The organism is Rhodomicrobium sp. R_RK_3 (assembly GCF_002198715.1).
GTDB lineage: Bacteria > Pseudomonadota > Alphaproteobacteria > Rhizobiales > Rhodomicrobiaceae > R-RK-3.
Genome location: NZ_MWLK01000014.1, coordinates 1 through 25972, shown reverse-complemented (window position 1 = coordinate 25972; position 25972 = coordinate 1). Strand labels below are relative to the sequence as shown.

Here is a 25972-nt window from a genome sequence, read left to right as displayed (position 1 = left end):
CGGCCTCAATGCAAAATCTGGCTCAGGAACAGCTTTGTGCGCTCATTCTGTGGCGCGGCGAAGAACGCTTCCGGCGGCGCGGCTTCGACGATCTCGCCGGCATCCATGAACACGACGAGATCGGCGACCTTGCGCGCAAAGCCCATTTCATGGGTGACGCAGATCATGGTCATGCCGGCGCCCGCCAGCTCGAACATCACATCGAGCACCTCGTTGATCATTTCCGGGTCGAGCGCCGATGTCGGCTCGTCGAACAGCATGACTTTCGGCCTGAGCATCAAGGCGCGGGCGATGGCGACGCGCTGCTGCTGGCCGCCGGACAACTGGCCGGGATATTTTTTCGCCTGCTCGGGGATACGCACGCGCGCCAGCAATTCCATCGCCCGCGCCTCGGCTTCCGCCTCCGGCACCCGCTGCGCCAGCACCGGGCCGACCGTCAAATTCTCCATCACCGACAGATGCGGGAAGAGGTTGAAGGTCTGGAACACCATGCCGACCTTGCGCCGCACCGCCTCGATCTTGCGCACATCCGGCGTCAGCAGCGTCCCTTCGACGATGATGTCGCCTTCCTGGTGCTCCTCGAGCCGGTTGATGCAGCGGATGACGGTCGATTTGCCCGAGCCGGACGGGCCGCAGATGACGACCTTTTCGCCGCGCCCGACCGTCAGGTTGACGTCGCGCAGCACGTGGAAATCGCCGAACCATTTGTTGACGCCGCGCAGCTCGACGATGGCGGCAGGCTCGTCCGTCACAGATTGCGCCCCTCGGCCAGATCGCGCTCGACATGCCGGCTATAGGCCGACATCGAGAAACAGAATACGAAATAGAGCGCGAAAATGAACAGATAAGCTTCGATGGCGAAACGCCCCCAGAGCGGATCCTGCAAGGCCGTCGAGGTGGCGCGCAGCACGTCGAACAATCCGACGATGCTGACGAAGGTGGTGTTTTTGAAGGCGCGGATGATCTCGTTCATCAGCGCGGGCAGCACGATGCGGAGCGCTTGCGGCAGGACGATGCGGCCGGTCGCCTGCCAGAAGCCGAGGCCGATGGCGTCCGCCGCCTCATATTGCCCGCGCGGGATCGCCTGCAAGCCGCCGCGCACGACTTCGGCGGCATAGGCGGCGAAGAAGCCGGTCATGGCGATCTGGGCGCGCAGGAATTTGTCGATGCTGACGCCTTCCGGCAGGAACAGCGGCACCATCAGCGAGGCCATGAACAAGACGGTAATCAGTGGCAGGCCGCGCACGATTTCGATGAAGCCGGTGCAGACCGCGCGGATCGCCGGCATGGACGAGCGGCGGCCGAGAGCGAGCAGCACCCCCGCCGGCAATCCGCCGACGACGGTGCCCGCGAACAGCACCAGCGTCAGCGGCAGCCCGCCCCATTGATGCGTGCCGACCGGCGTGAGGCCGAAGATGCCCCCGAGCAGGAGGATGAAGATGACGGCGGTCGCGGCGAGCCAGGCGGCGAACAGGCGGTAGGACCAGAAGCGGCGGAAGGCGGAGAGGATCGCCATGCCGACGACGATGACGATCACCGCGACGGCGCGCCAATGCTGGTCGTAAGGGAAGGTGCCGAACAGCATGACGCGGTGCTTTTCCGCGACGACGGCCCAGCAGGCGCCGGCGGCATCGCGGCAGGCCTGGGAATCGGGGTTGTGCCAGACGGCGCTGAGGATGGCCCAGTCGATGATGTTCGGGAGAGTGACGAAGAGGGCCCAGAGGGCGAGCAGGGTCAGGATGGTGTTTTGCACGCTGCCGATGAGGTTGCGGCGCAGCCAGAGGCCGGTGCTGCTCGCGCTAGCCGGAGCGGGCCGCGGCGCGGCGCTTCCGGGAATGGCTGCGGAGACGGAGCGCCGGGGAGTCATCGTGCGAGTCCTCTCCCCACCCACCAACGAAATCCCCGCGAAAGCGGGGATCCAGTATTCACAAACGCGCGGTGAGCCCTCTGCCTAACCGCGAATGCTGCGGCGTACTGTATCCCCGCCTGCGCGGGGATTTCGAAGAAGGGATGGGTTTGTATAAGCACCCTCTACCGCTCCCTGATCTGGACGCTGCGGTTATAGATGTTCATCAGCGCGGCGATGGCGAGGGAGAGGGTCAGGTAGATCGCCATCATGATGCCGATGGCCTCGATCGTGTGGCCGCTGAGCGTGATGATGGTGTTGTTGACGTTGAACAGCTCCGGATAGCCGATGGCGACGCCGAGCGAGCTGTTCTTGACGAGGCTCATATATTGCGAGGCCGCCGGCGGCACCATCACCCGCAGCGCTTGCGGCAGCACGATCTTGCGATAAGTGTCGCGGGGGCGGAGACCGATGGCCCGCGCCGCTTCGAGCTGGCCCTTGCCGACCGACTGGATGCCCGAGCGGACGATTTCCGCGATGAACGCGCCGATGTAAAGCGACAGCCCGAGCAGCAGCGCCAGGAACTCCGGCGAGATCGTCACGCCGCCCTGGAAGTTGAAGCCCTGCAGGCGCGGCACCGAGAACCCCGTCGGCGCGCCGTGCAGCATCCAGACCGCGAGCGGCGCCACGGCGATCAGCGCGAGGGCGGCGAGCCCGCTGCGCCGCTGCCTGCGCCGGAGCAGGATCGCGGCGGCGATGGCCAGCGCGAGCGCCAGCAGCACGCGGGCGAAGGCGGCGGCGTCGGATGGCCAGGGCAGCACCAGGCCGCGATTGCTGATGAAGGCGAGGTCGAAGATCGGGATCGCCTGTTTCGCCACCGGCAATTGCGCGATCAGCGTGTACCAGAAGATCAATTGCACGAGCTGCGGCGTGTTGCGGAACAGCTCGACATAGGCCGAGGCAAAACCCCGGATCAGCGCGTTGCCCGACAGCCGCGCGAGACCGACGGCCACGCCGATCACCGTCGCCAGCACGATGCCGATGGCGGAGACTTTTAGCGTGTTCAGCACGGCGGCGGCGTAGGCGCGCAGGAAGCTGTCCGCGGAGGTGAAGGCGATGGGAGCCTCGCCGATGTCGAAGCCGGCGGCTTGCGAGAGGAAATCGAAGCCGGTCGAGATGCCGCGCTTGTGCAAAGCGTCCTGGGCGTTGCCGATGAAGAACATCGCGAGGCCGATGATCGCCGCGACGACGAGGACCTGATAGCCCAGCGCGCGGAAGCGGAGATCGTGCCAGACGTCGCGCCAAGCAAATTGCCGCCCGGACGGCCGGCGGCGGGGTGCGGTGGCTGACATCTCGGACATGGTTACGCCGGCAGGCTGGGGCGGATGCGGCTAGTCTAAGCAGGTTTGCCGGGCGTGCCAACGGGAGTGAATTTCATCGGCCGGGGCGCGTGTCTCCCCCTCACCCGGGCGCCTCCGGCACCCGCCCTCTCCCGAGGACCTAATCTGATCGTTCGCCTTGACGGCTCACGATGCGGGAGAGGGCCAAAAACGAGAGGGCTCCGGCTCCTTCGCCATCTCCCCTCGAGGGAGAGGGCTCCCGCCGTCAGGCGGGTGGGTGAGGGGGCTTGCTTCCGGCCCAGCAGAGCCGCCTGGCCCGCCAGCCTATCCCCTCAATTGAACGGCGGCGCGTAGAGCAGGCCGCCATTGGTCCACAGGCCGTTGATGCCGCGCTCCAGCTTCAGCGGCGAGCCGGCGCCGACATTGCGGTCGAACACCTCGCCGTAATTGCCGACCTGCTTGATGATGCGGTAGGCCCATTCATTGTCGAGCCCGAGACCCTTGCCGAGCTCGCCTTTGGTGCCGAGCAGGCGCGCGATCTCGGCGTCGTCGGTGTTCTTCTTCTCGTCGACATTGGCGGAGGTAATGCCGAATTCCTCGGCCGCCATCATGGCATAGACCGCCCAGGCGACGACATCGCGCCATTGCGCATCGCCCTGGCGCACAACCGGACCCATCGGGTCCTTGCCGTAGACGCCCGGCAGGATGATGTAATCGTCGGGCTTCGCGGCGACCGTCGCGCGCGCCGAGCTGAGGCCGGACGTCGCCTGCACATGCACGTCGCAGCGGCCGCCGAAAAAGGCGGTGTTCAGCTCGTTCTTGTCCTCGATGACGACAGGCTTGTATTCCAGCTTGTTGGCCTTGAAGACGTCGGCGGCGATCTTTTCCGAGGTCGAGCCGGGCAGCACGCAGACCGTCGCCCCGTTCAGATCCTTGACGGATTTCACCCCGGAATTCTTGTTCACCATGAAGCCCTGGCCGTCATAGAAGGTCGGCGCCACGAAATCGATGCCGAGTTCGGCGTCGCGGCTGAGCGTCCAGGTGGCGTTGGCGGTGAGGACGTCGATCTCGGAGGTTTGCAGGGCGGTGAAGCGCGTCGCGGTGGTGGTCTTGACCAGTTGCACCTTGTTGGCGTCGCCGAGCACGGCCGCTGCGACCGCGCGGCAGGTGTCGACGTCGAGCCCCTGCCATTCGCCCTTGCTGTCGAGGCCGGAGAAGCCGGGCCGCGCGCCATTGGCGCCGCAGATCACCTTGCCCCGCTGTTTGATCGCATCGACGGTCGGCCCCGCGCCGGCCTCGCGGCTCAATCCCCCCGTCGCGATAAAAGCGGCGGCTGCGAATAGCAGCAATCTCATTTTGTGACTCCCCATACTCGTGTGGCCAAAGTTATTTTCGTACAATGGTTGCGTGCCCCAGCCGTATTCATCGGCTGTATTCTGCCAGTCGGTCAGATCTAAGATGTTGAGGCCAAACGGATTCGAGCGGCCCGCACGGACAAATCCGGCAGGCGCTCGCCCGGTCATTGCGATTTGGCCGCGACATTGCCCCGACATGGCAATATGACATTGCCGAAATGTCAACGACAACTGTGCGAAGAGGCCGTCGCTAAGTGCAAATGCGTAAGCGGCGCGGAACGACTGTTATCCGCGAGGCGGTGTTATTCCGCCCCGCGTTCTCGTCCGTCTAACGCCCTCCAGACTGACGCCATTTTTGAAATTCGAGGAACAGCTCGTCCTGCTGGGCGTCCCTTACGCCGCGTTTCTCCAGATAGCTGGTGAAGTTGCGCTGCAAGTCGCTCTTGGGGTCGGCCGTCGTGGCCGGGCGGTTGCGCTTCAGCCAGGCCTCGGCGGCGGGAAAGCGCTTCCAGCCGGGCAGCGTGGCGGCAAGGTTCACGTCATCCCATTTCGGATGGCGCTTGGGGTTCTTGATGATCTTGTCGATGTTGGAGAAGAAGGCGTTGATGAACAGCTCGAGCCGCCGGTAGCGGTCGGTGCCGGGCTTCCAGGCATAGGCGGCGAGCACGACGCCGATGGCCGGCGTGTCGATCGATTCGCCCTCCCCGAGGATTTTCGGATATTGCTTCGATGTCAGCTTCGAGGGCAGGAAGGAATCGATCAGCCGGGTGTCGAAGGGCACTGTGATCAGCTTGTGGAAATTGGGGTCGAACGAGGCCTCGAACTGCTCCATCGGGCTGGCCGTCGCGCGCACGATGGCCGAGAGCTCGCCGGTCTTGATCTTCTCCAGGCCCTGAAAGAAATTCACCTGACTGATTTCCGACGGCTTCACGCCGAGCTTGTCGAACAGCAGCTTGCCGCTGACGATCGCCCCGCCATGAAAGGCGACCTTCTTATTCGCCAGATCCTCGATCTTGTTGATGTCCTTCGACGCGATGATGTGGACCTCTTCCTCATAGAGCCGCGCGATGTAGAGGAGGCGGTTCGGCAGGTCCTCGAACAGCGCTTCCTTCTTATAGACGTCGAAGGAGTTCGACATGACGATGCCGGCATCGACGCCCTTCAGATAGAGGATGTCGCGGATATTCTGCGAGCCGCCTTCGCCGACGATCGGCAGGACGCGCAGCTTCTGCCCGTCATTCACCGCCTTGGCGATGTCCTCGACGATCTTGATATAGCCGCCGGTCAGATCCGCGCCGAGCACCGAGACGACATTCTCGTTGAGCTGGTTCCGATAGGCGTCGATGGCATTCGCCTTGGGGGTCTGCGCCGAGCTTGGGGATGCGGAGTGCGCCGTCATGAGCAGGAGCATGATCGAAACGATCAATGCCGATGATGGAAAATGAAACGGAACGCGGTACAGCATAGTTCTGTCCCCTTCGACGATCATTTAAATATCGATTCTAGCGTTGGCTAAGCCGTTGCAGCCGCTCATCGGCGGCTTTCGCGCCCATGATCTGGGCCCTCTCGTACCATTGCCGGGCCAAATCGGCATTGGCTTCGACGCCGCCGATAATCTTCAGCCGCGACAACTCGATCTCGTCATAGGTGGCGGCGACGGCCAGCGCCGCTTCGGCCCAGCCCTTTTCCGCCGCATAAGTGTAGAACAGCCGCGCGGCGTTGACCTTGCCGTCGCGCATATTCTCGTCGCCCTTCTGCATCAGGACGAGGATTTCCTCGAGCTCGCTGCCGCTGTGGATGCGGATCGACGGACGCGGCGCGCTGGCCGCGGCGGTCGGCGTCGCGGCGGGTGGGGACGGCGGGGCCGGAGCCACGGCCACGGCTGGCGGCCGCGAGGCGATGGCAAGGCTGAGCTGGGCATTGCCGAGGATTTCGCCGTCGAGGGTCACCAGCGAAATGGTGAGCTCGCTGCGGGCGAAGGAGCTGGGCCGGGTGGCGATCTTGAGTGTGGGCAGGTCGGTCGGCCTGACCGCCCAGACGCCGGAATCGAAGACATGCCCGGCGGACAGCGTCACCGAGGCCGGCAGTCCACGGATCATCACCAGCGACTGCCTTGGAATGGCTTCCTTCGGCGTGATATCGATGGCCAGCCGCGCTTCGAGCCCGCTCTCGACCTTCAGCCCGGCGGGCACCCTGATCCTGACGCGCTCGGCCGCCGGCGCCGGCTCGGCGCTCACCATGCCGCCGATGGGGCCTAAGTCAACCGTCGGACTCAGTAAAGCCGACGACAACATGATCGTCTTCAGCAGCTCTCGATGTCTCGATGGAGACGCACTCGGGGATATTCGATTGATCTTGCGACGCATTTCTGATCCCGATGCCCCTGACGGCAGGTAGAGCGCAATGCAATATACACAGCATTATTGGGACAGAAAATGGCGGATCGCATTTTTGCATGGCCAAAAACTGCATGCAGTATTTTTATCATAATCATGCTTGGCATCGGCTCGCCGATGCTGCGCACTGCACATGCAATTGCTTGAATGTATTGCCAAGGTCCTCATGAGGAGGCTTCCCCCAACCCGTTCCATCCGCTTGCGCTTCCGGGGCGCCGCCCTATTTCTCCGTCAGGTGCCGTCATTCGCCTATCCGGCAAATCCCCTATATGATCGTGTCCTTGTTCCCCTACGGGAGTTCCCATGAGTGCCCTCTTTTCCCCTTTGACCCTGCGCGACGTGACGCTTCGCAACCGCATCGTCATCTCGCCGATGTGCCAATATTCCGCAGAGAATGGCGCGGCTACCCCCTGGCATATGATCCATCTCGGCACGCTGGCCTTGTCCGGAGCCGGTATGCTCATCATCGAGGCGACCGCCGTCGAGCCGGACGGCCGCATCACCCCCGGCGATCTCGGCCTGTGGGATGACGCGACCGAAGCCGCGCTGGTGCCGGTGATGGCCGCGATCCGCCAATATTCCAAGATCGCCGTCGCCATGCAGATCGCCCATGCCGGGCGGAAGGCTTCGAGCCAGGTGCCCTGGGAGGGCGGCCAGCTCATTCCGCCGGCCGAAGGCGGCTGGGTGCCCTATGCACCGTCCGCCGTGCCGCAAAAGGACGGCGAGGCCCCGCCGGCCGCGCTCGACGCCGCCGGTCTCGCCCGGGTGCGGGACGCCTTCGTGGCCACGGCGAAACGCGCGGCACGGCTCGGCATCGACGCCATCGAGATCCACTCCGCACACGGCTATCTGCTGCACGAATTCCTCTCGCCCATCGCAAACCAGCGCACGGATGAGTACGGCGGAACGCTCGAGAATCGGATGCGCTTCCCGCTGGAGGTCTTCGACGCCGTGCGCGCCGCCTTCCCGGCGGAAAAGCCGGTCGGCGTCAAGGTGTCGGCCTCGGACTGGGTCGAGGGCGGCTGGGATGTCGAGCAGACTATCGCCTATGCGGCGGCGCTGAAGGCGCGCGGCACGGATTGGGTGGATTGTTCCTCCGGCGGTGTCTCGCCCCAGCAGAAGATTCCGCTCTCGCCCGGCTATCAGGTGCCCTTCGCCGAGGCGGTGAAGGAGGCGACCGGCGTCACCACCATGGCCGTCGGCCTCATCACCGATGCGCAGCAGGCCGAGGACATCATCGCCAGCGGCAAGGCCGATCTGGTCGCTCTCGCCCGCGGCATGCTCTACGACCCGCGCTGGGCCTGGCACGCCGCCGCGCAGCTCGGCGGCTCAGTCGATGCGCCGCCGCAATATTGGCGGGCCGCGCCGCATGAACAAAAGACGCTGTTCGGCAACACCGCCTTCGGGTCGCGCTGACAGTTTAGATGGACAATGACGCCGGAAGCCAATCCGCAGCCGGGTTCCCTCTCCAACGGGGGAGGACTGGGCTGCGGCGACTTGCGGAGGCCAAGAAGCGCCGTCCTGGCCGCTTCTATCTTACGTGATTTCGCTTTAGATCTGCGGCGCGCGCGCAAAACCCTTCGCCAGCACCGGGCCGGTCGGCTTTCCCGTTGGTGAGCCGCCGGCCTGCTCCAGTGTCAGCTCGTAAAGCTGTTCCAGGCGCGGCTCGGGGAGCACCGGGCCGGTGAGATTGGTCGCCGAGGCGCCGTCCAGCAGGCCGAGCGAGACAGGCCCCGTCGCCGGATTCGGCAAGGTCCAGACCTGGATGCTCTTGCCCGCCGGCACCTCGAAGCGCGACAGCGGCACCACGCGGACGCGCTGGCCGGCGAAGGCCTCGACGATGGCGCCCGGCTGCGCCTGCGCGTCCATCAGCACCACGATGAGCTGCGGCTGAGCCGGCGACACCGTGGCTAAGAACGCGCCGGCCGTGACCAGCGCCAAAGCGGCGGCGGCCGCGAAGCCGTGCCAGAATTTCAAGCCCGATCGCGGCCTGATCCGCGTCAGCCCGCGCGGGAACGGCACCACATTGCCCGCTTTGCCGATCTCGTCCTCGATGCGCGCCCAAAGCTGCGGCGGGACGGCGGCGGCGGGCACGGCGGCATCCAAATCGGCAAAGCGCTGCTGCGTCTCGCGCACGGCGCGGCGGGCCTCGCCATCGGTTTCGAGCATGGACTCGAACTGCCGGCGCTCATCGTCGCTCATCAGGCCGAGCACATATTCGCCGGCCTGGGCGTCCAATTCGTCGCGCTCCGTGGTCATGCCATGCAGTCCCTCAATGCCAGCAGCCCGCGCCGGACCCAGGATTTCGCCGTCCCGACCGGCACGCGCAGCAGCGCCGCGATCTCGCCATGCGAGTAGCCTGACACATAAGATAAAAGGAGGCTTTGACGTTTTTCTACGTCCAGCGCCTCGAGACAGCGCCGCAGGGCGCTATTCGCCGACAGCCTTTCGAAGGCGTCGCCGATATCGGCGCTCTCGTCCCGGGCGCGGTCGAGCGTTTCGGCGTCGATCAGGTCCTCGCGCGCGCCATCGCGGATGAGATTGAGCGCCCGGTTGCGGACGATGGTGTACATCCAGCCGCGCGCCGAGCCCTTCTCGGCGGAAAAACTGTCCGCCTTGCGCCAGATCTGCACGAAGGCATCCTGCACCACCTCCTCGGCGAGTTCGCGCCGCCGGACGATGCGCTGGGCAACGGCGATCATGCGGCCGGCTTCCGCGTCGTAAAGATTTTTCAGCGCCGTGCGATCGCCGCCCGCGCAGGCTTTGAGCAATCCGGCATGGTCGAGCATGGCTAGCATCCCCTGGCGGCACTGTCGGCCGTCTTCTTCAGAAGGCTCATACACGACGGATGGGGCTGAATACAGCATCGGGACCAAAAAAATCTGAGGTCTGCATCCGAAACACCTGAGGCCGGGTAACGGATGCGTGGCCAAGCCACGATTCGCTCACCCGAAATGGAGTTTGATGATGAAAGTCTTGAAATTTGCCCTCGCCTGCGGCCTGTCCTCCCTCGCATTCGCGGCAACCACTTCGGCCGAGACCGCAGTCGGCCTCGTCGGCGACAGGACACTCGTGCTGATCGACACCGCCAAGGCAACGGTGACGAAAACCGTCGAAGTCTCGGGCGTGGATAAACTATACGGCATCGACGTGCGGCCGAAGGACAAGCAGCTTTACGGCGTCGCCGCCGACGGCACGGTGGTCACCATCGATGCGGCGACGGGGGCGGCAACCAAGGGCGTGAAGCTGGAAAAGACCATTCCCGCCGGCGTGGGCGCCATCGTCGATTTCAACCCGGCGGCCGACAAGCTGCGCTTCATGGGCACGGACGGCACCAATCTTCGCGCCGATGTCGAGACCGGCAAGGTCACGACCGACGGCTCGCTGATCTTCCTTAAGGAGGATATGCACGCCGGCGAGAAGCCCAATATCGTCGCAGCCGCCTATAGCAATGCCTTCGGCAAGCCCGAGAAAACCGCGATGTACGACATCGACGCGACCATCGTCGCGCTGATCCAGCAGGTCGTCCCCAATGACGGCACGCTGAAGGCGATCGGCAAGCTCGGCATCGCCGGGGCCAAGTCTTATGCCTTCGACATTGCGACGACGGCAGATGGTAAGAATACGGCTTGGCTGGTGGCCGACAATTCGCTTTATTCGGTCGATCTGACGACCGGCATGGCGAGCGCCGCGGGGAAGATCGACGGCGCCAAGGGCAATTTGCGCGACATCACCGTGCTGCCCGCGATGTAACTCGGTAACATAATGCCGCCGGTGCGCTGGAATCTTCGAGCCGCCGGCGGTTTTTTGTGCGTATCTGGGCACTCTCCTAAGTGAGATTACCTATAGTATCGATTACAGACTGAGTTTGACTACCTATTGCTTCGGTTTCGGATTAGGGTCCATTACTTAGATGCGGCCATCGATTTGGCGCATCGCCGCCGACGCGACGCGCAGAGCATCTTAAATACCGGATGCGCGGAACATGCCTGGCGGGCGACCGTTGCATAAGCAGTTCTACAATAGGCGCTAGATTTTTGCTAAATACGAAAAGGGTTTATCTCGGCTAAGTTGATGTTCTTAAGAGGTAATTTTCCCCATCACTATAGTTTAATACGCATTGTATGCAGCGACGTTAAGAATTATTACTCGCAGCCATATGAACGAAACTCTGTATCTGGGGAATGTTGATGTCATATGTTTGGGCGGCCGAGAAAGCAGAGGTCTCGACCGAGAGGTTTCCTTTGCTGCAGATCGAAGCGGTCTCGAAAAGTTTTCATAACGGCCGCGCTCTGCGCAATGTCTCATTGAAGATCGGCTATCATGAAATCGTCGGCCTGGTCGGGCCCAGCCGGTCGGGCAAGACCACGGCGCTCGATCTCGTTGAGGGGCGAATTAAGCCCGGCTCCGGGCGGATTATGTTCGCGGGCCGGGATTTAGCCGACTTGGCTCCCGAGCTGCGCGCCAGCCGCGGCATCGCGCGCTGCCACGAAGCCGGCCAGGGTTTTGAGGATTTGACCGCGCTGCAGACCGTGCTGCTGGGTGCGCCGGAACGCCAGATCGCGCTCTTCCCCCGCCGTGGCGGCAAGCCCGACCGCGAGGCCGGCCTCGACGTGCTTGCGCGTGTCGGCCTCGAAGCGCTGGCGGACCGGCCGGTCGCCGCGCTCTGCCCGCTGCAGCGCCGCTTGCTCGCCATCGCCGCCGCGCTGGCCGGCGAGCCGCAATTGCTGCTGCTGGACGATCCGACCTGCGGCCTGACGCCGCCCGAATGCGCCATGCTCGCGGCGGTGATGGGCGGTGTCCGCGATGACGGCGTCTCGATCCTGATGGCCATGCGGCACATGCCGATCATGCTGGCGGCGATCTGCGACCGCGTGGTCACGCTCCGCGCCGGCGAGATCACCGCCGACGACATGCCCTCCCGGCTGGTGCAATCCTCCGCCGCGCTCGCCGCAGGCTGAGGCACGCCGCTGCTGACACCTCTCCCTACGAATGCAAGACAACGGAAGCGGATTGAAGGTCCGGTTCCGCTGTCTCGCTTATGTCGCTGGCTTCAGCGCAATCGCCTCGCAAACCCACATAGCCCGCCGCCGGTAAATCGGCTAAACAGCCGAACGCACTGGAATCAGGGGCTTGAGCAATGAGTTGGGACAGGCGTCATTTTCTGATGGGTGGAAGCGCCATCGCCAGCGGCGCGCTGATCCATGCCGGCGAGGCCCAGGCCGCGCCCGTCGCGTCCGCCCGCAGCGTCACCGAATTCGGCGTCAGGCCCGACAGCACCGCCGACCAGACCGCCGCGCTGCAAAAAGCCATCGACCAGATTTCGGCGGCGGGCGAGTTCGTGCACATGCCCGGCGGCAAATATCTGACCGGCGCGCTGAAACTGCCCGCCCGCTGCGCCATCGCCGGCGTGCCTGGGCGGACGCAGTTCGTCGGCAAGGGCGGCCAGCCCATCCTCGACGCATCGGGCAATCAGGCGCTCACCCTGTCCGGCCTGATGTTCGACGGCGCCGCCGACCCGCTCGCGCCGCGCCGCGACATCGCGCTTATCGTCATCAAGGGCGGCGACGCCGATATCAGCCATTGCCTGCTCGAGCGCTGCGGCGGTGGCGGCATCGCGGCCGACGGCATCGGCGGCGCCATCCGCGCGGTGAACATGCGCGAGGCGAACGGCCCGGCGATCCTCGTCAGCAAGGCCCGCAGCATCAGCGTCAGCCAATGCACCGTTCGCGGCGGCGACGCGTCCGGCATCGACCTCGCCACCTCCGAGAGCGAGCAGGGCGGCGCCATCGTCACCGGCAATCACATCGTGAAATGCGCGACCGGCATCAGCCTCAAGGGCAGCGGCGCCGTCAGCGGCAATGTCGTCGCCGGATCGAGCGCGTTCGGCCTGCGGCTCGGCGGCGGCTATGACAGCGGCGTGATCTCCGCGACCGGCAACACCATCGGCGATTGCACCATCGCCATCGGCGTCGTGGCGGGCGGCGAGACCATCCTCGCCTCGATCAACCTGATCTCGAAACCGGCGGACGCCGCCATCCGCGCCTTCAGCGGATCAAAGCTCGTCGGCCCCGACCTGGCGCGAGAAAGCGCCGAGGCTTACCTCAATCTGACGGTGGCCGGAAACGTTGTGCGCTAAGCTCCGCCGCGTGCCGGAATGGCACAGCGCGGCGGCTCCGCGTCCCTATGCGACGCGACACACCTTGCCAAGCGGCCCCGAGGTGAGCACCTTAGCGGCTTGCGACTCAGTGTAATTCTTGCGTTCACGATCCGCCGAGGCTGACGAGGACCCCACATGGCATCACCCAGAGACCTGCTCGCCAAGCAACTGCCCGACACCGGCACGTCCCAGCGGCAGGCGGCGGCGGAAAACGCCTATACCGCCGCCAATATCGAGGTGCTGGAAGGGCTGGAGCCGGTGCGGCGGCGTCCGGGCATGTATATTGGCGGCACCGACGAGAAGGCGCTGCATCATCTGTTCGCCGAAGTCATCGACAATTCGATGGACGAGGCGGTGGCCGGCCATGCCTCCTGGATCGATGTCTCGCTGGAGGCCGATGGCTTCATCACGGTGACCGACAATGGGCGCGGCATCCCGGTCGATCCGCATCCCAAATACAAGAACAAATCCGCCCTCGAAGTCATCATGACGACGCTGCATTCGGGCGGCAAATTCAATTCCAACGTCTATTCGACCTCGGGCGGCCTGCACGGCGTCGGCATCTCGGTGGTGAACGCGCTGTCGGAATTGCTGGAGGTCGAGGTTGCGCGCGGGCAGCGGCTCTACCGCCAGACGTTTTCGCGCGGCCATTCGCAGGGGAAGCTGGAAGATCTCGGCGTCACCAAGAACCGGCGCGGCACCAAGATCCGTTTCCGCCCCGACGCGCAGATTTTCCAGGAAGGCGTCGCCTTCAAGCCGAACCGGCTGTTCCGCATGGCGCGCGCGAAAGCCTATCTGTTCGGCGGCGTCGAGATCCGCTGGTCCTGCGCGCCCGAATTGCTGCGCAGCGGCGACGAGACGCCGGAGAAGGCCGTCTTCCATTTTCCGGGCGGGCTGAAGGATTTTCTGTCGTCGCGCATCGAAGGCGCGGAGACCGTCACCAGCAATGTCTTCGCCGGCAGGATCGACCGCGAGGGCGGCCACGGCTCGGTCGAATGGGCGGTCGCGTGGCTGGCCGATGATGACGGCTTTCTCAGCTCCTATTGCAATACCGTCCCGACGCCCGAAGGCGGCACGCATGAGGCCGGCTTACGGGCGGCGCTGACGCGCGGCCTGAAGGGCTATGGCGAGCTGACCAACAACAAGAAGGCCGGCAACATCACGGCGGAAGACGTGCTGACCTCGGCGGGCGTGATGCTCTCCGTCTTCATCCGCGACCCCGAATTCCAGGGCCAGACCAAGGACAAGCTGTCTTCGCAGGACGCGACCCGCATCGTCGAAGGCGCCCTGCGCGATGCCTTCGACCATTGGCTGACGGCCAGCCCGACCCAGGCCACGCGCCTCCTTGATTGGGTGGTCGACCGCGCCGAGGAGCGCCTGCGCCGCAAGCGCGAGAAGGAGGTCAACCGCAAGACGGCGACGCGCAAGCTGCGGCTTCCCGGCAAGCTGGCCGACTGCGCCAAGGACGCCGCCGACGGAACCGAGATCTTCATCGTCGAGGGCGATTCGGCAGGTGGATCGGCCAAGCAGGCGCGCGATCGCTCGACCCAAGCGATCCTGCCCTTGCGCGGCAAGATCCTCAACGTCGCCAACGCCTCATCGCTGAAGCTGGCGCAGAACCAGTTGATTTCGGATCTGGTGCTGGCGCTCGGCTGCGGCACCGGCAAGAGCTACCGCGAGAGCGATTTGCGTTATGAGCGCGTCGTCATCATGACCGACGCCGATGTCGACGGCGCGCATATCGCCTCGCTGCTGATCACCTTCTTCTACACCCAGATGCGCGAGCTGATCGAGGGCGGCCATCTCTATCTGGCCGTGCCGCCGCTCTACAAGCTCAGCCAGGGCAGCAAGACCGCCTATGCCCGCAACGACGCGCATAAGGACGAGCTGATGCGCACGACCTTCAGCGGCCGCGGCAAGGTCGAGGTGTCGCGCTTCAAAGGCCTCGGCGAGATGATGCCGGCGCAGCTCAAGGAGACGACGATGCACCCGAAGAAGCGCACGCTGCTGAAGGTCGGCATCGCCGACGAGGGCGGCGTGACGGCGGACATCGTCGAGCAGCTTATGGGGAACAAGCCGGAAGGCCGCTTCCGCTTTATCCAGGAGCGCGCGGAATTCGCGCATGATCTGGATATTTGAGGATGTCGTCCCGGACGCCCGCAAGGGCGAGCCGGGGCCCATCAGCGCCTCAACGTTCTCCTGCGAAGCGGCGAGGCGAGTAGGCGCCGGCTCAGCGCTTCGCGCCGTCAGGGGCGAGGGTAGGCATTGAGGCGCGCGCCCGCGCCCTCGCCTTCTTCCCGATCCCTGTCAGCCGGAACAGCAGCAGCGCGGCGACGATGCCCGCATAGATCAGTGGCTGCGGCGGCCAGGACTTCACCACCATCAGGAAATGCAGCGCGCCCAGCGCCGCTGCGACATAGACCCAGCGGTGCAATTGCTGCCATGCCGCGCCGCCGAGACGCTTGATCATGGCGTTGTTCGACGTCACCGCGAGCGGCAGCAGGATCAGGAAAGCCAGCATCCCGATGGTAATGTACGGACGCTTGAGGATGTCCTTGCCGATGGCGGCGAGGTCGAGGCCCTGATCGAGCCAGACATAGACCAGCAGATGCAATGCCGCGTAGAAGAAGGCCACCAGCCCGAGGGCGCGGCGGTAGCGCAGGAGGTTCGGGCCGCCGAGGCGCCGCAGCGGCGTCACCGCCAGCGCGGCGATCAGGAAGCGCAGCGCCCACAGCCCGAGGATATGTTCCAGCGACTTGATCGGATCGGCGCCGAGCTGGTCGCTGAAGCCGAGATAGAAGGCCCAGGCGCCCGGCGCCAGCCCGCCCCAATAGATTGCCGGCCGGATGACGCTCTGCCACGCAAAGGCGCGCTGCGGCGCGGGAGAGGTGCTGGCCTCGCTCATCTCAGAAATACGCCTTCAGGTCCATGCCGGCATAGAGGCCCGCAACCTGATCCGCATAGCCGTTGAACTTCAAGGTCGGGCGCTTCTTGGCGAAGATGCCGCCATCGCCGATGCGCCGTTCGCTCGCCTGGCTCCAGCGCGGATGGTCGACCTCCGGATTGACGTTGGAATAGAAGCCGTATTCGCTCGGCGCCTGCAGGTTCCAGGAGGTCGGCGGCTCCTTCTCGACCAGGCTGATGCGCACGATCGACTTGATGCCCTTAAAGCCATATTTCCACGGCACCACCAGCCGCAAGGGCGCGCCGTTCTGGTTCGGCAGCGTTTCGCCGTAGAGGCCGGTCGCCAGGATGGTCAGCGGGTGCATCGCCTCGTCGAGCCGGAGGCCCTCGACATAGGGCCAGTTCAGCACCGGCAGGAAGGCGCGCTGGCCGGGCATTTCGGCCGGGCGGACCAGCGTTTCGAAGGCGACGTATTTCGCGCTGCCGAGCGGTTCGGCGCGTTTCAGCAGCTCGGCGAGCGGAAAACCGTTCCAGGGGATGACCATCGACCAGCCCTCGACGCAGCGCATGCGGTAGACGCGCTCCTCCAGCGTTACGGGCTTCAGGATGTCTTCCAGCGTGTAATCGGCCGGCTTGGCGACGAGCCCGTCGATTTTGACCGTCCAGGGGGAGGTGGTCAGCGACTTGGCGTAGCGCGATGGATCGGTTTTGCTGGTGCCGAACTCGTAGAAATTATTGTAGTCGGTGATGTCCTGCAGCGAGGTCCGCGTCTCGTCCGTGGAAAACGGGCTTTTCACGGTGGTCAGCGGGGCGGCCCGCGCGGTCCGGGTCATTGCGCCGACGAGGCCCAGGGCGGCGGCTCCGGCCAACAACTCCCGGCGCCGCAGATAGACCGCCCGCGGGGTGATCTCGGAGGATGCGATCCGGCCGGGCTTGAAGATGGGCATTCGAGTAAAACCTTTCCGCGAATTCGTATTGTTAGGACCGCTTGAGTGCAGAATACATCAGCGCGGGGAAATCTTCGCGGGAGAGTGCCGGGCTTCACCCAGTTTTGAAACTGCGTGTTCCGTGCCCGAAGGCGAGGCGGATTTGCCTTCCTCCGGCAGGTTCGTTAACCCTCCGGGGGACGAAACATGGAGACGCCGCGCATGCCTGACGGATCAATCGAGCCGATAGCGGAGGCGCATCTTGCGGCCGTGCTGGCGCTGAATGTCGCCCATGAGCTCGAAACCTCGCCGCTCGGCCTGCCCGAATTGCGGCGGCTCATCGGAGAGGCCTTCTATGCGCGCGGCATCGGCGGCGGCGGCGACGCTTTCCTGATCGCCTTTGACCAGAATGCGGATTACCGGAGCCCGAATTTCCTGTGGTTCCGCGAGCGCTTCCCGCGCTTCGTCTATATCGACCGGGTCATCACGGCGGGCGCCGCGCGCGGACGTGGCTACGGCCGCAGGCTTTACGAGGACCTGTTCGCCGAAGCCTCCCGGCTCGGCCACGAGCGCGTCGTCTGCGAGGTCAACATCGATCCGCCCAACCCGGCCTCCGACGCCTTCCACGCGGCGCTGGGGTTCGCGGAGGTCGGCCGCGCGGCGATCCATGGCGGAAAGAAAACGGTCCGGTATTTCGAGAGGCGGCTCGCGCGGGCCGGTTAGACGGTAACAACTGACGCCCCTAAGCCCAATCCGCAGGCGAGTCCCCTCCCCCGTGGGAGAGGGCTAGGTTGCGGCGAGGGGGAGACGCTGACGGATTTCTGGCAATCCCTGCCGCGCCCTATTGCGAAAGCGTCGCGGCGGGCTGACCTTGCACTTCGTCCAGATAGGGCATGAACACGCTGAGGAAATGCACGCGCTCGCGCGGGTTGAGCTGGGCGAGCATGGCGGCGACCATCGGCTTGGCGGCCTCGCGCGCGGCCATTTCCTTCTGGAAAAGCTGGTTCAGGGCAACATCCAGCTCCTCGCCGGTATAGCTGCCGCCCTCGATCAGCCGGCCGATGGCGAGCCGGGCCTGCCGGACCTCGCGCCAATAGGGGACGAGCCTCGCCTTATAGTCGAAAAAGATGCCCTTGATCTCGCCACGCCGTTCGGCGGGCAGGCCGTCCATGAAGCGCTGGCTGCGCTCGAGCGCGACGGGCATATCCCACAAGCCGCCCTTGCGCACCGCCCACATGCTGCCGCAGACGACGCCGATCACCAGCACATTGGCGGACAGCGAAACGATCAGCAGAATCCAGATCCAGCGCGGCGTGCGGCGCACGATCTCAGGCCCGGGGGCGGCGGCGGCGCTGCTCATAGCTGTTCCTGCTCGTGCAGTCCGCTGGGTTCGAACAGCGACCCGTAAAAGGCCATGCCGGCCTCCTGGTCATTGGAGGCGAAAATGTCGATGCCGCGCAAGGTCTGCACCGCCTCGCCGGACATGCCGATATAGACGCCGAGCACCAGCGACGCCGCGAGCAGGGCCGCCTCGCCCCAGAGCGCGCGCTTGGGCAGGAAGGGCAGCCGTGCGATGCGGCCATCCGCGCCACCGCCGACCAGCCTCAAATCGATCTTGGGGGAAGCATCGCGTTCCTGCGGCCGGCTGAAGGCGGCCTCCAGGATGCAGCGCTCGAAATCGCGCCGGGGCGAGCCGCCGGAGGCGGAGCACAGCACCTTGTCGAGCGCCTTGTGCTCGGCATAGAGCCTTGCCGCCTCGCTGTCGCTCTCGATGAAGGCCGACAGCCGCGCGCAACATCCTTTTGACCAGCGCGTCGGGTTGGGGCCGGCGACGTCCAGCGCCTTCTCCAGCTCCTTCAGCAAATCTTCCCGGCTATATTTCGCATTCATTCCTGGGGTCCACGATCCATCAGATGGCGTCGTCCTCGGTAAGCAGCATCCGCCATTCCGGTTCGAGCTGCCGGCGCAGGCTGCGTCTGGCCCGGCTCAGCAGCGATTCGACGGCCTCGGCGGTGGTCTCCATGACGGCGGCCGCCTCGGCCATGCTCAATTCCTCATAATGGCAGAGAATCAATGCCAATCTCTGGCGCTCCGGCAAGGTCTGCAGCGCCGCATTGACTTTCTCCGCGACCTGACCCTGCATGTAGTCCTGCTCTTGCCGAGCCGGCAGGGCCACGTCGAAATTTTCCGGCCACGCTTCCTCGTCCCGCTTTCTTAGCCGGTCGAGCGACAGGTTCGCCGTGATCCTGGTCAACCAGGTGGTCAGGCGCGCCTTGGCGGGGTCGTAGCTCGCCGCGTGCGTCCACAGCCGCAGCAGCGCTTCCTGCGCCGCTTCTTCCGCCAGCGCCTCGTTGCCGAGCATCCGCCGCGTCACCGCCAGCACGCGCGGCAAATGGCGCCGCACCAGCGCGGCATAGGCGTCGCGATCGCCTTTGGCCACGCGCGCGGCCAGCGCGGCGTCCTCGTCGGGCGCGCTCAGGGAACCGGCAACCGGCTCCTTGGGAAGCACATTAGGCCCCGGCACTAGCGCGCCTTTCCGCCGCTGACATAACATCCACGACCGGTCACTCCGGCAATCTTCCACCTGCGGCAGAGAAGTCTGTTGAGTGCCCGCCATGTCCCCTATACGCATGGCCGCGCGCCGCTCCGTCGCGATTTCGCCACTTATTTAATCAGGCGTTCGAAACAGCGGGCCACGGCCGCGTGCGTCTCCTTCAGCAATGGCTCGATCCTTGAGAAATCCGGCACATCCGCCGCCCGGCTCAACATCGCCTTGAGCCCTGGCGGGGCCTTTGCCGGATCGAAACGGCCATCCTGGCACAGCCTGATGATCTGGGTAAGGCCATGATAGAGCTTTGCCGCCGGCAGCAAAAGCTCGGCGTCGGCGGCCGCGAGCAGGCCGGCCGCCCGCAGCTTTTCCAGCGCTCCGGCCGTGCTTTGGTCGAGGATGTCCGGGTGCTCATGCGCGTTCACCAATTGCAGGAATTGCGCGATGAACTCGACATCGATCAGGCCGCCGACCGCATATTTGGTGTCCCAAACATCTTTGGAACCCTTCTCCTGCTCGATGCGGGCGCGCATGTCGCGCACATCGGCGGCAATGCGGGCACGGTCGCGGGGGCGGCAAAGGACGCCGCGAATGGTCGACTCGATGGCCTCGCGCAAGGCCGGAGGGCCCGAAATCACGCGGGCGCGGGTGAGCGCCATATGCTCCCAGGTCCAGGCGTCGCCCTGCTGATAGGCGACGAAGGACGGCAGGCTGGTGGCGACGGGCCCCGATTTGCCGGACGGACGCAGCCGCATGTCGACGGCGTAAAGGCCGCCCTCGGCGGTCGGGGCGGAAAGCGCGCTGATCAGCCGCTGGGTGACGCGGGCGTAATATTGCGTGGTGGCGACCGGCTTGGCGCCGTCGGAGAAATCCTGGCCCTGCTCGTAGCGGTAGATCATGATGAGATCGAGATCGGAGGTCGCGGTCATCTCGCGCCCGCCGAGCTTGCCCATGCCGATCACCGCCATCTCCCCCCCGCGCACCCGACCATGCTGGCGCTCGATCTGCGTCTGGACCTGCGCGTGCAGGCCGATGATGAGCTGATCGGCCAGCGCCGCATAAGCCTGCCCCGCCTGCTCCGGCCCGACATCGCCGGAAATGATGCGGACGCCGATCAGGAATGCCTGCTCCTGGCCGATGGTGCGGGCGCGGTCGAGACAGTCCTCATAGGACACGCTCGCCTCCAGATGGCGGCGCACGATGGCGGCGAGCTCGCCGGGGCCCGGCAATTCGCCGAGGAAACCGGGATCGAGCACGGCGTCGACGAGGCGCGGGCGCCGGCTGATCTGGCGGGAGAGGCGCGGCGCGGTGCCCATGATGTCCGCGAGCACTTCGAGCAGGGCGGGATTGTTGCGCAGCATGGCGAAAAGCTGCACGCCGGCCGGCAGTTCGGCCAGGAAGCGGTCGAAATTGGCGAGCGCCAGATCCGGCTGCGCCGTGCGGGCGAGCGCTTCGAGCAGTTTCGGCTGGAATTCGGTCAGGGTTTCGCGGGCCCGGGCGGTGCGCACGGCCGGGTAGCGGCCGAAATGCCAGCCACGCACGGTGTTGGTGACCGTCGCCGGGCTGGCAAAGCCCATGTCGCTCAGCGTCTCGACCGTCGCCGGATCGTCGCTGTCGCCGGTGAAGACGAGATTGCCCGGCGCGCCGGTGCGCGACAAGGCCGGCACGTGCTCGAACAGCGCCGCATAATGGGTCTGCACGGTTTCGAGCTGCTTGCGCACCGCTTTCGCCAGCGCCTCGCCGCTGGGATAGGCAGAGAGATGCGCGATCTGCTCGAACTTGTCCGGGTTGGACGGCAGCGAATGGGTCTGCTCGTCCTCGACCATTTGCAGCCGGTGCTCGATGCCGCGCAGGAATTTGTAGGCCGTCGCCAGCTCGTCCGCCGTCTGCCGCGTGATCCAATGATGCTGGGCGAGCAGATCCAGCGCTTCGAGCGTGCCGCGCACGCGCAGCTCGACATGCCGGCCGCCGGCGATAAGCTGCTGCGTCTGCACGAAAAACTCGATCTCGCGGATGCCGCCCCGCCCCAGCTTCAGATTATGCCCCTCGACGGCGATCTGGGCGTGGCCCTTATGCGCCTGGATCTGCCGCTTCATGGCATGGATGTCGGCGATGGCGGCGTAGTCGAGATATTTGCGCCAGACATAAGGGCTGAGCTGGCGCAGGAAACCGTGGCCCGCCGCCATGTCGCCCGCGACGGCCCGCGCCTTGATATAGGCCGCCCGCTCCCAATTCTGGCCGACCGTCTCGTAATAATGCAGCGCGGCATTGACCGAGAGGGCGACATGCGTCGCGCCGGGATCGGGCCGCAGCCGCAGGTCGGTGCGGAAGACATAGCCGTCCGGCGTGCGCTCGGTCATCAGCTTGACGAGGTCGCGGGTTAGCCGGACGAAAAACGGGCTCGGTTCGACGCCGGGCGCGAGCGGCGCGATCTCGGGCTCGTAGAAGACGATGATGTCGATGTCGCTGGAATAGTTCAGCTCGCAGGCGCCGTATTTGCCCATGCCGATGACGATATAGCCGCTGCCTGTCTCCGGCGCGTCCGGATCGGCGCGGATGAATTTGCCCCGCCGCGCCGCCTCGTTCAGCAGGAAGCGGATCGCCGCGCGCAGCAGCTCGTCGGCGCCATCGGTGAGCGCCGCCGTGATCCGGCTGACGTCCCAGACGCCGCCGAGATCGGCCAGCGCCGTGGCGAGCGCCAGCCGGCGCTTGGCCTCGCGCAACGGCTTCATCGCCTCGTCGTGGCGGACCACCGTTGCCATTTCGACGGCAAGGGTTTCGGCGCTTTGGCGCAGGTAATCCTCCGGCTCGGATTGCAGGATGCGCCAAAGCTCGTCCGGCTTGGCGAGAATCAGCCGCGAGAGGTAGGGCGAGCTGCCGAAAATGCCGGTGACGAGATCGAGCGCGGGCGACGGCGCATCGAGCAGCGCCGCCAGTTCCGCCGCCGCATCCGCATGGACGGCCCGCAGCCGCAGCTCGCGCAGCGCTCGTTCCGCCATAGCGGCGTCGTGCAGGATGGGGGCGGATCGCAGGCGTTGGGCGAGCGTCACGAGCGGCGTCTCCTTGGTCCCCCACCCTCATAGGGATAACCGAGGGCGGCGGCGAAGGCAAATTGCGGCGCTGCGCGAGGCCCGAGCGCGCCGCTCCACGTCCGTCAAATCCGTCTCGTATCGAAGCCCAGGCGGCTATGCTGCCGGCGAGCGGCTGGGGTCCGCATCGGTCGCGTCCGATGATGGCTTGAACAACTTCTTGCAATCGCAAGATGCGCGGCCGCTCAATCCTCTGGGGAGAGGCTCCAAAGAGAGGCGCGCAATGAGCAATCATGCCGTTTACGATCCGCGTCTGGTTCGGATCGAGCCCGACGACCGTCTCGTCGTACTTGCCCGGACGATCCAGGCGCGGGCCCCCGGAACGGAAGCCGCACTCCAGGACAGCGCCGTTCATTGGGCGCGTTTTGGACAGACCTGCCTCGGGCAGGCGCTCTACCGGCACCGCTCCGTCTTTCGGAACGCTTCGGATGCGGCCGTGTGGAGCCATCTCGAACTGAGCTATTTTCGCGACATAATTCCCGCCGACGCCATTCACCAGCTCGTGGTCGAGCCGCAACCGGCGGAGGCGCAATTGCTGCGCGCGGAGATTCTGCTGACCACCCCCTCGGCCTTCGTACTGCCGCGCAATTGGCAGGGATCGGCCGATCGTCCCGAACGGCTGGCATCGCTGGAATATATCGAGGTGCGGCCGCCCTATCTCGGCGAATACCGGGACATCATGCGGAAATATATCGGCCCGGCCGCCGCGAGGCTCGTCGAGGCGAACGAGATTGGGACGTTCCGGACGATGGAGACGGCGGCGGTGCTCTACCGTGACCCGGCGTTGAGGATCGACTGGAACCAGATTCATCTGTGCGAAGTCGATGCCGAGGGCTTCACCGGGTTCGGCGAGGCGTTCGACGCCGCGCTCCGCGAGCTTTCGCCGGACGGCGGCTTTGCCGCTGTCTTCGCCGGTCTCGACCGCATGCGCATGATCCCCCGTTGGACCTTCAACGATCCGGTGGTGGAGGCGGACGCCGCGCTCGGGCGGTAAAGCGCCCCGGAGAGATGAGCGGCATCGGCCCCGCTCGCTTCGCTCAAATGTAAGATCTAGCGCAGCCGCACCGTCACCCGGTCGACGCGGCCCTCTGCGTCGATCACGGAAAGCTGCACAAAGCCCTCCCCAGACGGTGTCCAGAAGGTCTCGCGGCGGTGCGGCGGTGTCTCGATGGGCGCGCCGTTGACGAGCCAGGTGAGCGGCAGCATGCCGCCTTCGGCCTTGAAGGCGATCGGCTGCTTCTCGCCATCGCCGGACCGCGCCAATTCCAGCTCGGCCCGGTCGGGCGGGAAGGCGATATGGACCGGCGGGTCGGCGGTCGCGGCCTGGGTGATCGACTCGCCGTCCGCCTCGCGGAAATTCAGCAAGGGCGGCGGCAGGCCCGTCGTCGCCGACAGGATGACGCCGTGCGGCGGCGGGGCGAGCGGCGCGCGCTCCGGGCCGATCTGGGCGAAGATGTCGAACAGCAGCGGCGCGGCCCTGGTCAGCCCGGTCAGGCCGGGAGTCGGCGTGCCGTCGGGGCGGCCGAGCCAGACGGCGACGACGTAGCGGCCGTCGAAACCGGCGGCCCAGGCGTCGCGATAGCCGTAGGAGGTGCCGGTCTTGAAGGCGATGCCGCCGGCCTTGGCATGGGCGGGCGGCGGCGAGCCGAGCAGGATGTCGCCGACATACCATGCCGCTTCCGGATTGAGCAGAGCCTGCGCGGCGGCGTGGCGCATCGGCTCGCCGCTCATCCGGTAGGACAGCGCTAAGGGTTCGCCGCCGCGTGCGAGCGCGGTGTAGAGCCCGGCCAGATCCTCCAGCTTCAGCCCGACGCCGCCAAGCGCCACACTCAGATTGCGCGGCACGTCGATGCTGAAACCGGCCTGCCGGATGCGGGCGGAGAGCCGCGCCGGACCGATGGCGTTCAACATCTTCACGGCGGGGATGTTCAGCGAGAGTTGCAGCGCCTGCCGCACCGTGACCGCGCCGTGAAAGCTCTGGTCGAAATTCTCCGGCGCGTAGCGGCCGAAGCGGGCGGGGCGGTCCTGGATGATGGTTTCGGGATGGGAGTTGCCGGCCTCGAAGCCGAGCCCGTAGATGAACGGCTTGAGCGCCGAGCCGGGCGAGCGCACGGCCTGGGTCATGTCGATGGGGCCGTTGCGGTCGAGGTCGAAATAGCTGGCGGAGCCGACATGGGCGAGCACTTCGCCGGTGCGGTGGTCGATCACCATGGCCGCCGCCGACAGCCTCGGCCCCGCGCCCGCGACGTGCCGCGCGGTGACGGCCTCGGCGCCCTCCTGCAGATGCGCGTCGATGGTCAGCCGGACGACGTCCTCGTCCGAGGCGCTGGCGATGCGCTCGGACAGATGCGCGGCGAGGGCGGGGAAATTGTAGCGCTCGGCGCGCACGCTCTGCTGCTTGGCGAAATCGGCCTCGGCGCGGCTGATGACGCCCGCATCGGCGGCGCGCTCGATGACGCGGTCGCGCGCGGCGCGGGCGGAAGTGTTGACGCGGTCTGGGCGGCGCTGCTCGGGCGATTGCGGCAGCGCGACGAGGAGCGCCGCCTCGGCGATGGTCAGGCGGCGCGGCTCCTTGCCGAAATAGGCGAGCGAGGCAGCGCGCACGCCCTCGATATTGCCGCCGAAGGGCGCGAGCCGCATGTAGAGCTCCAGCACCTGCCGCTTCGACATCATGCCTTCGAGCTGCCAGGCGCGAAACACCTGCCCGACCTTGGCGAGATAGGAGCGGGTCGGGCGGTCGTCGAGCAGGCGGGCAGTCTGCATGGTCAGCGTCGAGGCGCCGGAGACGGGGCGGCCATGGCGCAGAAATTGCCAGACGGCCCGGGCGAGCGCTTCGGCGTCGACGCCGCCATGCTCGTAGAAGCGGCGGTCCTCATAGGCGAGGAGGAGGGCGAAATAGCGCGGATCGACCTCGTCGACGGCGACGGGCAGCCGCCACAGGCCCTTGGGCGTGGTGAAAGGGCGGAGCAGGCGGCCATTGCGGTCGAGCACGAGCTTTGAGCTGACCTCGGCGGCGGCGAGCGGCGGGGGTCCGAGCCAAGCCAGCGCCGCGTGGTAGCCGGCGACGGTCGCGGCGCAGAGGACGAGCGCCACGGCGAGCACGGCTCCGGCGCGGCGGACCGCTTTGCGCGGCGGCCGCCAGCCTCGCAAGCGTTTCACCCAGGCGAGCGCGTCGCGCGGATGTGGCATGGTTTGCTACGCCTTTCGAAATCCCGCGCGCGGGATCCAGCAATCACAAAATCAAATCACCGCAGGCCTTAGCAACCTGCTTCGGCCGAGATCTCGTCCCCCGCCTCTCCCATTCCGCCGCCGGACTCCCTCTCCCAGGGAAGACCTTTGCAAAACTTCGATTCCTTCGCCCCGGCCGTTAGAGCCGGGGCCCACTCGCCTCTCCACTTGCCGCAGCAA

The 25972-nt window shown here is 65.9% G+C and carries 21 protein-coding genes and 1 pseudogene; 7 read left to right on the top strand and 15 right to left on the bottom strand.

All coding sequences use genetic code 11. The annotated features are described in order from the left end of the window. Positions 1–5 precede the first annotated feature (5 nt). The 6 genes from BLEFHOIH_RS06705 to BLEFHOIH_RS06680 all read right to left on the bottom strand — a co-directional run bounded on the left by BLEFHOIH_RS06705 (position 6) and on the right by BLEFHOIH_RS06680 (position 6778). A complete protein-coding gene (locus tag BLEFHOIH_RS06705; RefSeq protein ID WP_280950366.1) occupies positions 6–752 on the bottom strand; it encodes an amino acid ABC transporter ATP-binding protein in 747 nt (248 codons plus the stop codon). Continuing rightward, a complete protein-coding gene (locus tag BLEFHOIH_RS06700) occupies positions 749–1867 on the bottom strand; it encodes an amino acid ABC transporter permease (protein ID WP_088343755.1) in 1119 nt (372 codons plus the stop codon). Before BLEFHOIH_RS06700 ends, BLEFHOIH_RS06705 begins: the two co-directional genes overlap by 4 nt. 164 nt (positions 1868–2031) lie before the next feature. Further along, complete coding sequence (locus tag BLEFHOIH_RS06695; RefSeq protein WP_210191599.1) at positions 2032–3207, bottom strand: ABC transporter permease subunit; 1176 nt, start codon at positions 3205–3207, stop codon at positions 2032–2034. 311 nt (positions 3208–3518) lie between these two features. Next, a complete protein-coding gene (locus tag BLEFHOIH_RS06690) occupies positions 3519–4541 on the bottom strand; it encodes an amino acid ABC transporter substrate-binding protein (protein ID WP_088343754.1) in 1023 nt (340 codons plus the stop codon). 328 nt (positions 4542–4869) lie between these two features. After that, positions 4870–5952 carry a hypothetical protein gene (locus BLEFHOIH_RS06685; RefSeq protein WP_125461614.1) on the bottom strand — a complete coding sequence of 361 codons (1083 nt, stop codon included), beginning with the start codon at positions 5950–5952 and terminating at the stop codon, positions 4870–4872. A gap of 91 nt (positions 5953–6043) precedes the next feature. Continuing rightward, on the bottom strand, positions 6044–6778 hold the full coding sequence (locus BLEFHOIH_RS06680; protein ID WP_125461613.1) for a hypothetical protein: 735 nt from the start codon (positions 6776–6778) through the stop codon (positions 6044–6046). A 462-nt stretch (positions 6779–7240) separates the two neighbouring features. Between BLEFHOIH_RS06680 and BLEFHOIH_RS06675 the strand changes: the two genes are divergently transcribed. Beyond that, on the top strand, positions 7241–8353 hold the full coding sequence (locus BLEFHOIH_RS06675; protein WP_088343751.1) for an NADH:flavin oxidoreductase/NADH oxidase: 1113 nt from the start codon (positions 7241–7243) through the stop codon (positions 8351–8353). Positions 8354–8488: 135 nt separating this feature from the next. Here BLEFHOIH_RS06675 and BLEFHOIH_RS06670 read toward each other — a convergent pair whose 3' ends face one another. Next, positions 8489–9196: an anti-sigma factor gene (locus tag BLEFHOIH_RS06670; RefSeq protein ID WP_088343750.1), complete on the bottom strand. Its 708-nt coding sequence runs from the start codon at positions 9194–9196 to the stop codon at positions 8489–8491. Next, positions 9193–9726, bottom strand: coding sequence for a sigma-70 family RNA polymerase sigma factor (locus BLEFHOIH_RS06665; RefSeq protein ID WP_245296894.1), 534 nt, complete (start codon positions 9724–9726; stop codon positions 9193–9195). The genes BLEFHOIH_RS06670 and BLEFHOIH_RS06665 overlap by 4 nt, the downstream gene beginning before the upstream one ends. 178 nt (positions 9727–9904) lie before the next feature. Between BLEFHOIH_RS06665 and BLEFHOIH_RS06660 the strand changes: the two genes are divergently transcribed. The 4 genes and pseudogenes from BLEFHOIH_RS06660 to parE form a co-directional block, all read left to right on the top strand. After that, positions 9905–10690, top strand: a complete 786-nt coding sequence (locus tag BLEFHOIH_RS06660; RefSeq protein WP_088343779.1) for a DUF4394 domain-containing protein — start codon at positions 9905–9907, stop codon at positions 10688–10690. Positions 10691–11127: 437 nt separating this feature from the next. Next, positions 11128–11898, top strand: a complete 771-nt coding sequence (locus BLEFHOIH_RS06655) for an ATP-binding cassette domain-containing protein (protein WP_170937035.1) — start codon at positions 11128–11130, stop codon at positions 11896–11898. A gap of 179 nt (positions 11899–12077) precedes the next feature. Continuing rightward, positions 12078–13076 (top strand): TIGR03808 family TAT-translocated repetitive protein, encoded by a 999-nt coding sequence (locus BLEFHOIH_RS06650; protein WP_088343747.1) that lies wholly within the window; start codon positions 12078–12080, stop codon positions 13074–13076. Positions 13077–13319: 243 nt separating this feature from the next. Further along, positions 13320–15236, top strand: a pseudogene (gene parE, locus BLEFHOIH_RS06645) (DNA topoisomerase IV subunit B); the annotation flags it as partial. A gap of 91 nt (positions 15237–15327) precedes the next feature. On the opposite strand, the gene msrQ reads toward parE, so the two are convergent. Both msrQ and msrP read right to left on the bottom strand, forming a co-directional pair. Beyond that, positions 15328–16002 (bottom strand): protein-methionine-sulfoxide reductase heme-binding subunit MsrQ, encoded by a 675-nt coding sequence (gene msrQ, locus BLEFHOIH_RS06640; protein WP_088343745.1) that lies wholly within the window; start codon positions 16000–16002, stop codon positions 15328–15330. A gap of 1 nt (position 16003) precedes the next feature. Continuing rightward, a complete protein-coding gene (msrP, locus tag BLEFHOIH_RS06635; RefSeq protein ID WP_088343744.1) occupies positions 16004–16948 on the bottom strand; it encodes a protein-methionine-sulfoxide reductase catalytic subunit MsrP in 945 nt (314 codons plus the stop codon). A 201-nt stretch (positions 16949–17149) separates the two neighbouring features. Here msrP and BLEFHOIH_RS06630 point away from each other — a divergent pair, with 201 nt between their 5' ends. Then, entirely contained in the window at positions 17150–17650 is a 501-nt protein-coding gene (locus BLEFHOIH_RS06630; protein WP_088343778.1) for a GNAT family N-acetyltransferase, read from the top strand. A gap of 118 nt (positions 17651–17768) precedes the next feature. Here the strand turns inward: BLEFHOIH_RS06630 and BLEFHOIH_RS06625 are convergent, their stop codons facing one another. The 4 genes from BLEFHOIH_RS06625 to BLEFHOIH_RS06610 form a co-directional block, all read right to left on the bottom strand. Next, a complete protein-coding gene (locus tag BLEFHOIH_RS06625; RefSeq protein ID WP_088343743.1) occupies positions 17769–18287 on the bottom strand; it encodes a periplasmic heavy metal sensor in 519 nt (172 codons plus the stop codon). Continuing rightward, positions 18284–18817: a hypothetical protein gene (locus BLEFHOIH_RS06620; protein WP_088343742.1), complete on the bottom strand. Its 534-nt coding sequence runs from the start codon at positions 18815–18817 to the stop codon at positions 18284–18286. Before BLEFHOIH_RS06620 ends, BLEFHOIH_RS06625 begins: the two co-directional genes overlap by 4 nt. 19 nt (positions 18818–18836) lie before the next feature. Continuing rightward, positions 18837–19451, bottom strand: a complete 615-nt coding sequence (locus tag BLEFHOIH_RS06615) for a sigma-70 family RNA polymerase sigma factor (RefSeq protein ID WP_245296893.1) — start codon at positions 19449–19451, stop codon at positions 18837–18839. Positions 19452–19591: 140 nt separating this feature from the next. Beyond that, on the bottom strand, positions 19592–22525 hold the full coding sequence (locus tag BLEFHOIH_RS06610; RefSeq protein WP_088343740.1) for a bifunctional [glutamine synthetase] adenylyltransferase/[glutamine synthetase]-adenylyl-L-tyrosine phosphorylase: 2934 nt from the start codon (positions 22523–22525) through the stop codon (positions 19592–19594). A 262-nt stretch (positions 22526–22787) separates the two neighbouring features. Here BLEFHOIH_RS06610 and BLEFHOIH_RS06605 point away from each other — a divergent pair, with 262 nt between their 5' ends. Next, complete coding sequence (locus BLEFHOIH_RS06605) at positions 22788–23558, top strand: hypothetical protein (RefSeq protein WP_088343739.1); 771 nt, start codon at positions 22788–22790, stop codon at positions 23556–23558. A gap of 56 nt (positions 23559–23614) precedes the next feature. Here the strand turns inward: BLEFHOIH_RS06605 and pbpC are convergent, their stop codons facing one another. After that, positions 23615–25753, bottom strand: a complete 2139-nt coding sequence (gene pbpC, locus BLEFHOIH_RS06600) for a penicillin-binding protein 1C (RefSeq protein WP_088343738.1) — start codon at positions 25751–25753, stop codon at positions 23615–23617. Positions 25754–25972 lie beyond the last annotated feature (219 nt).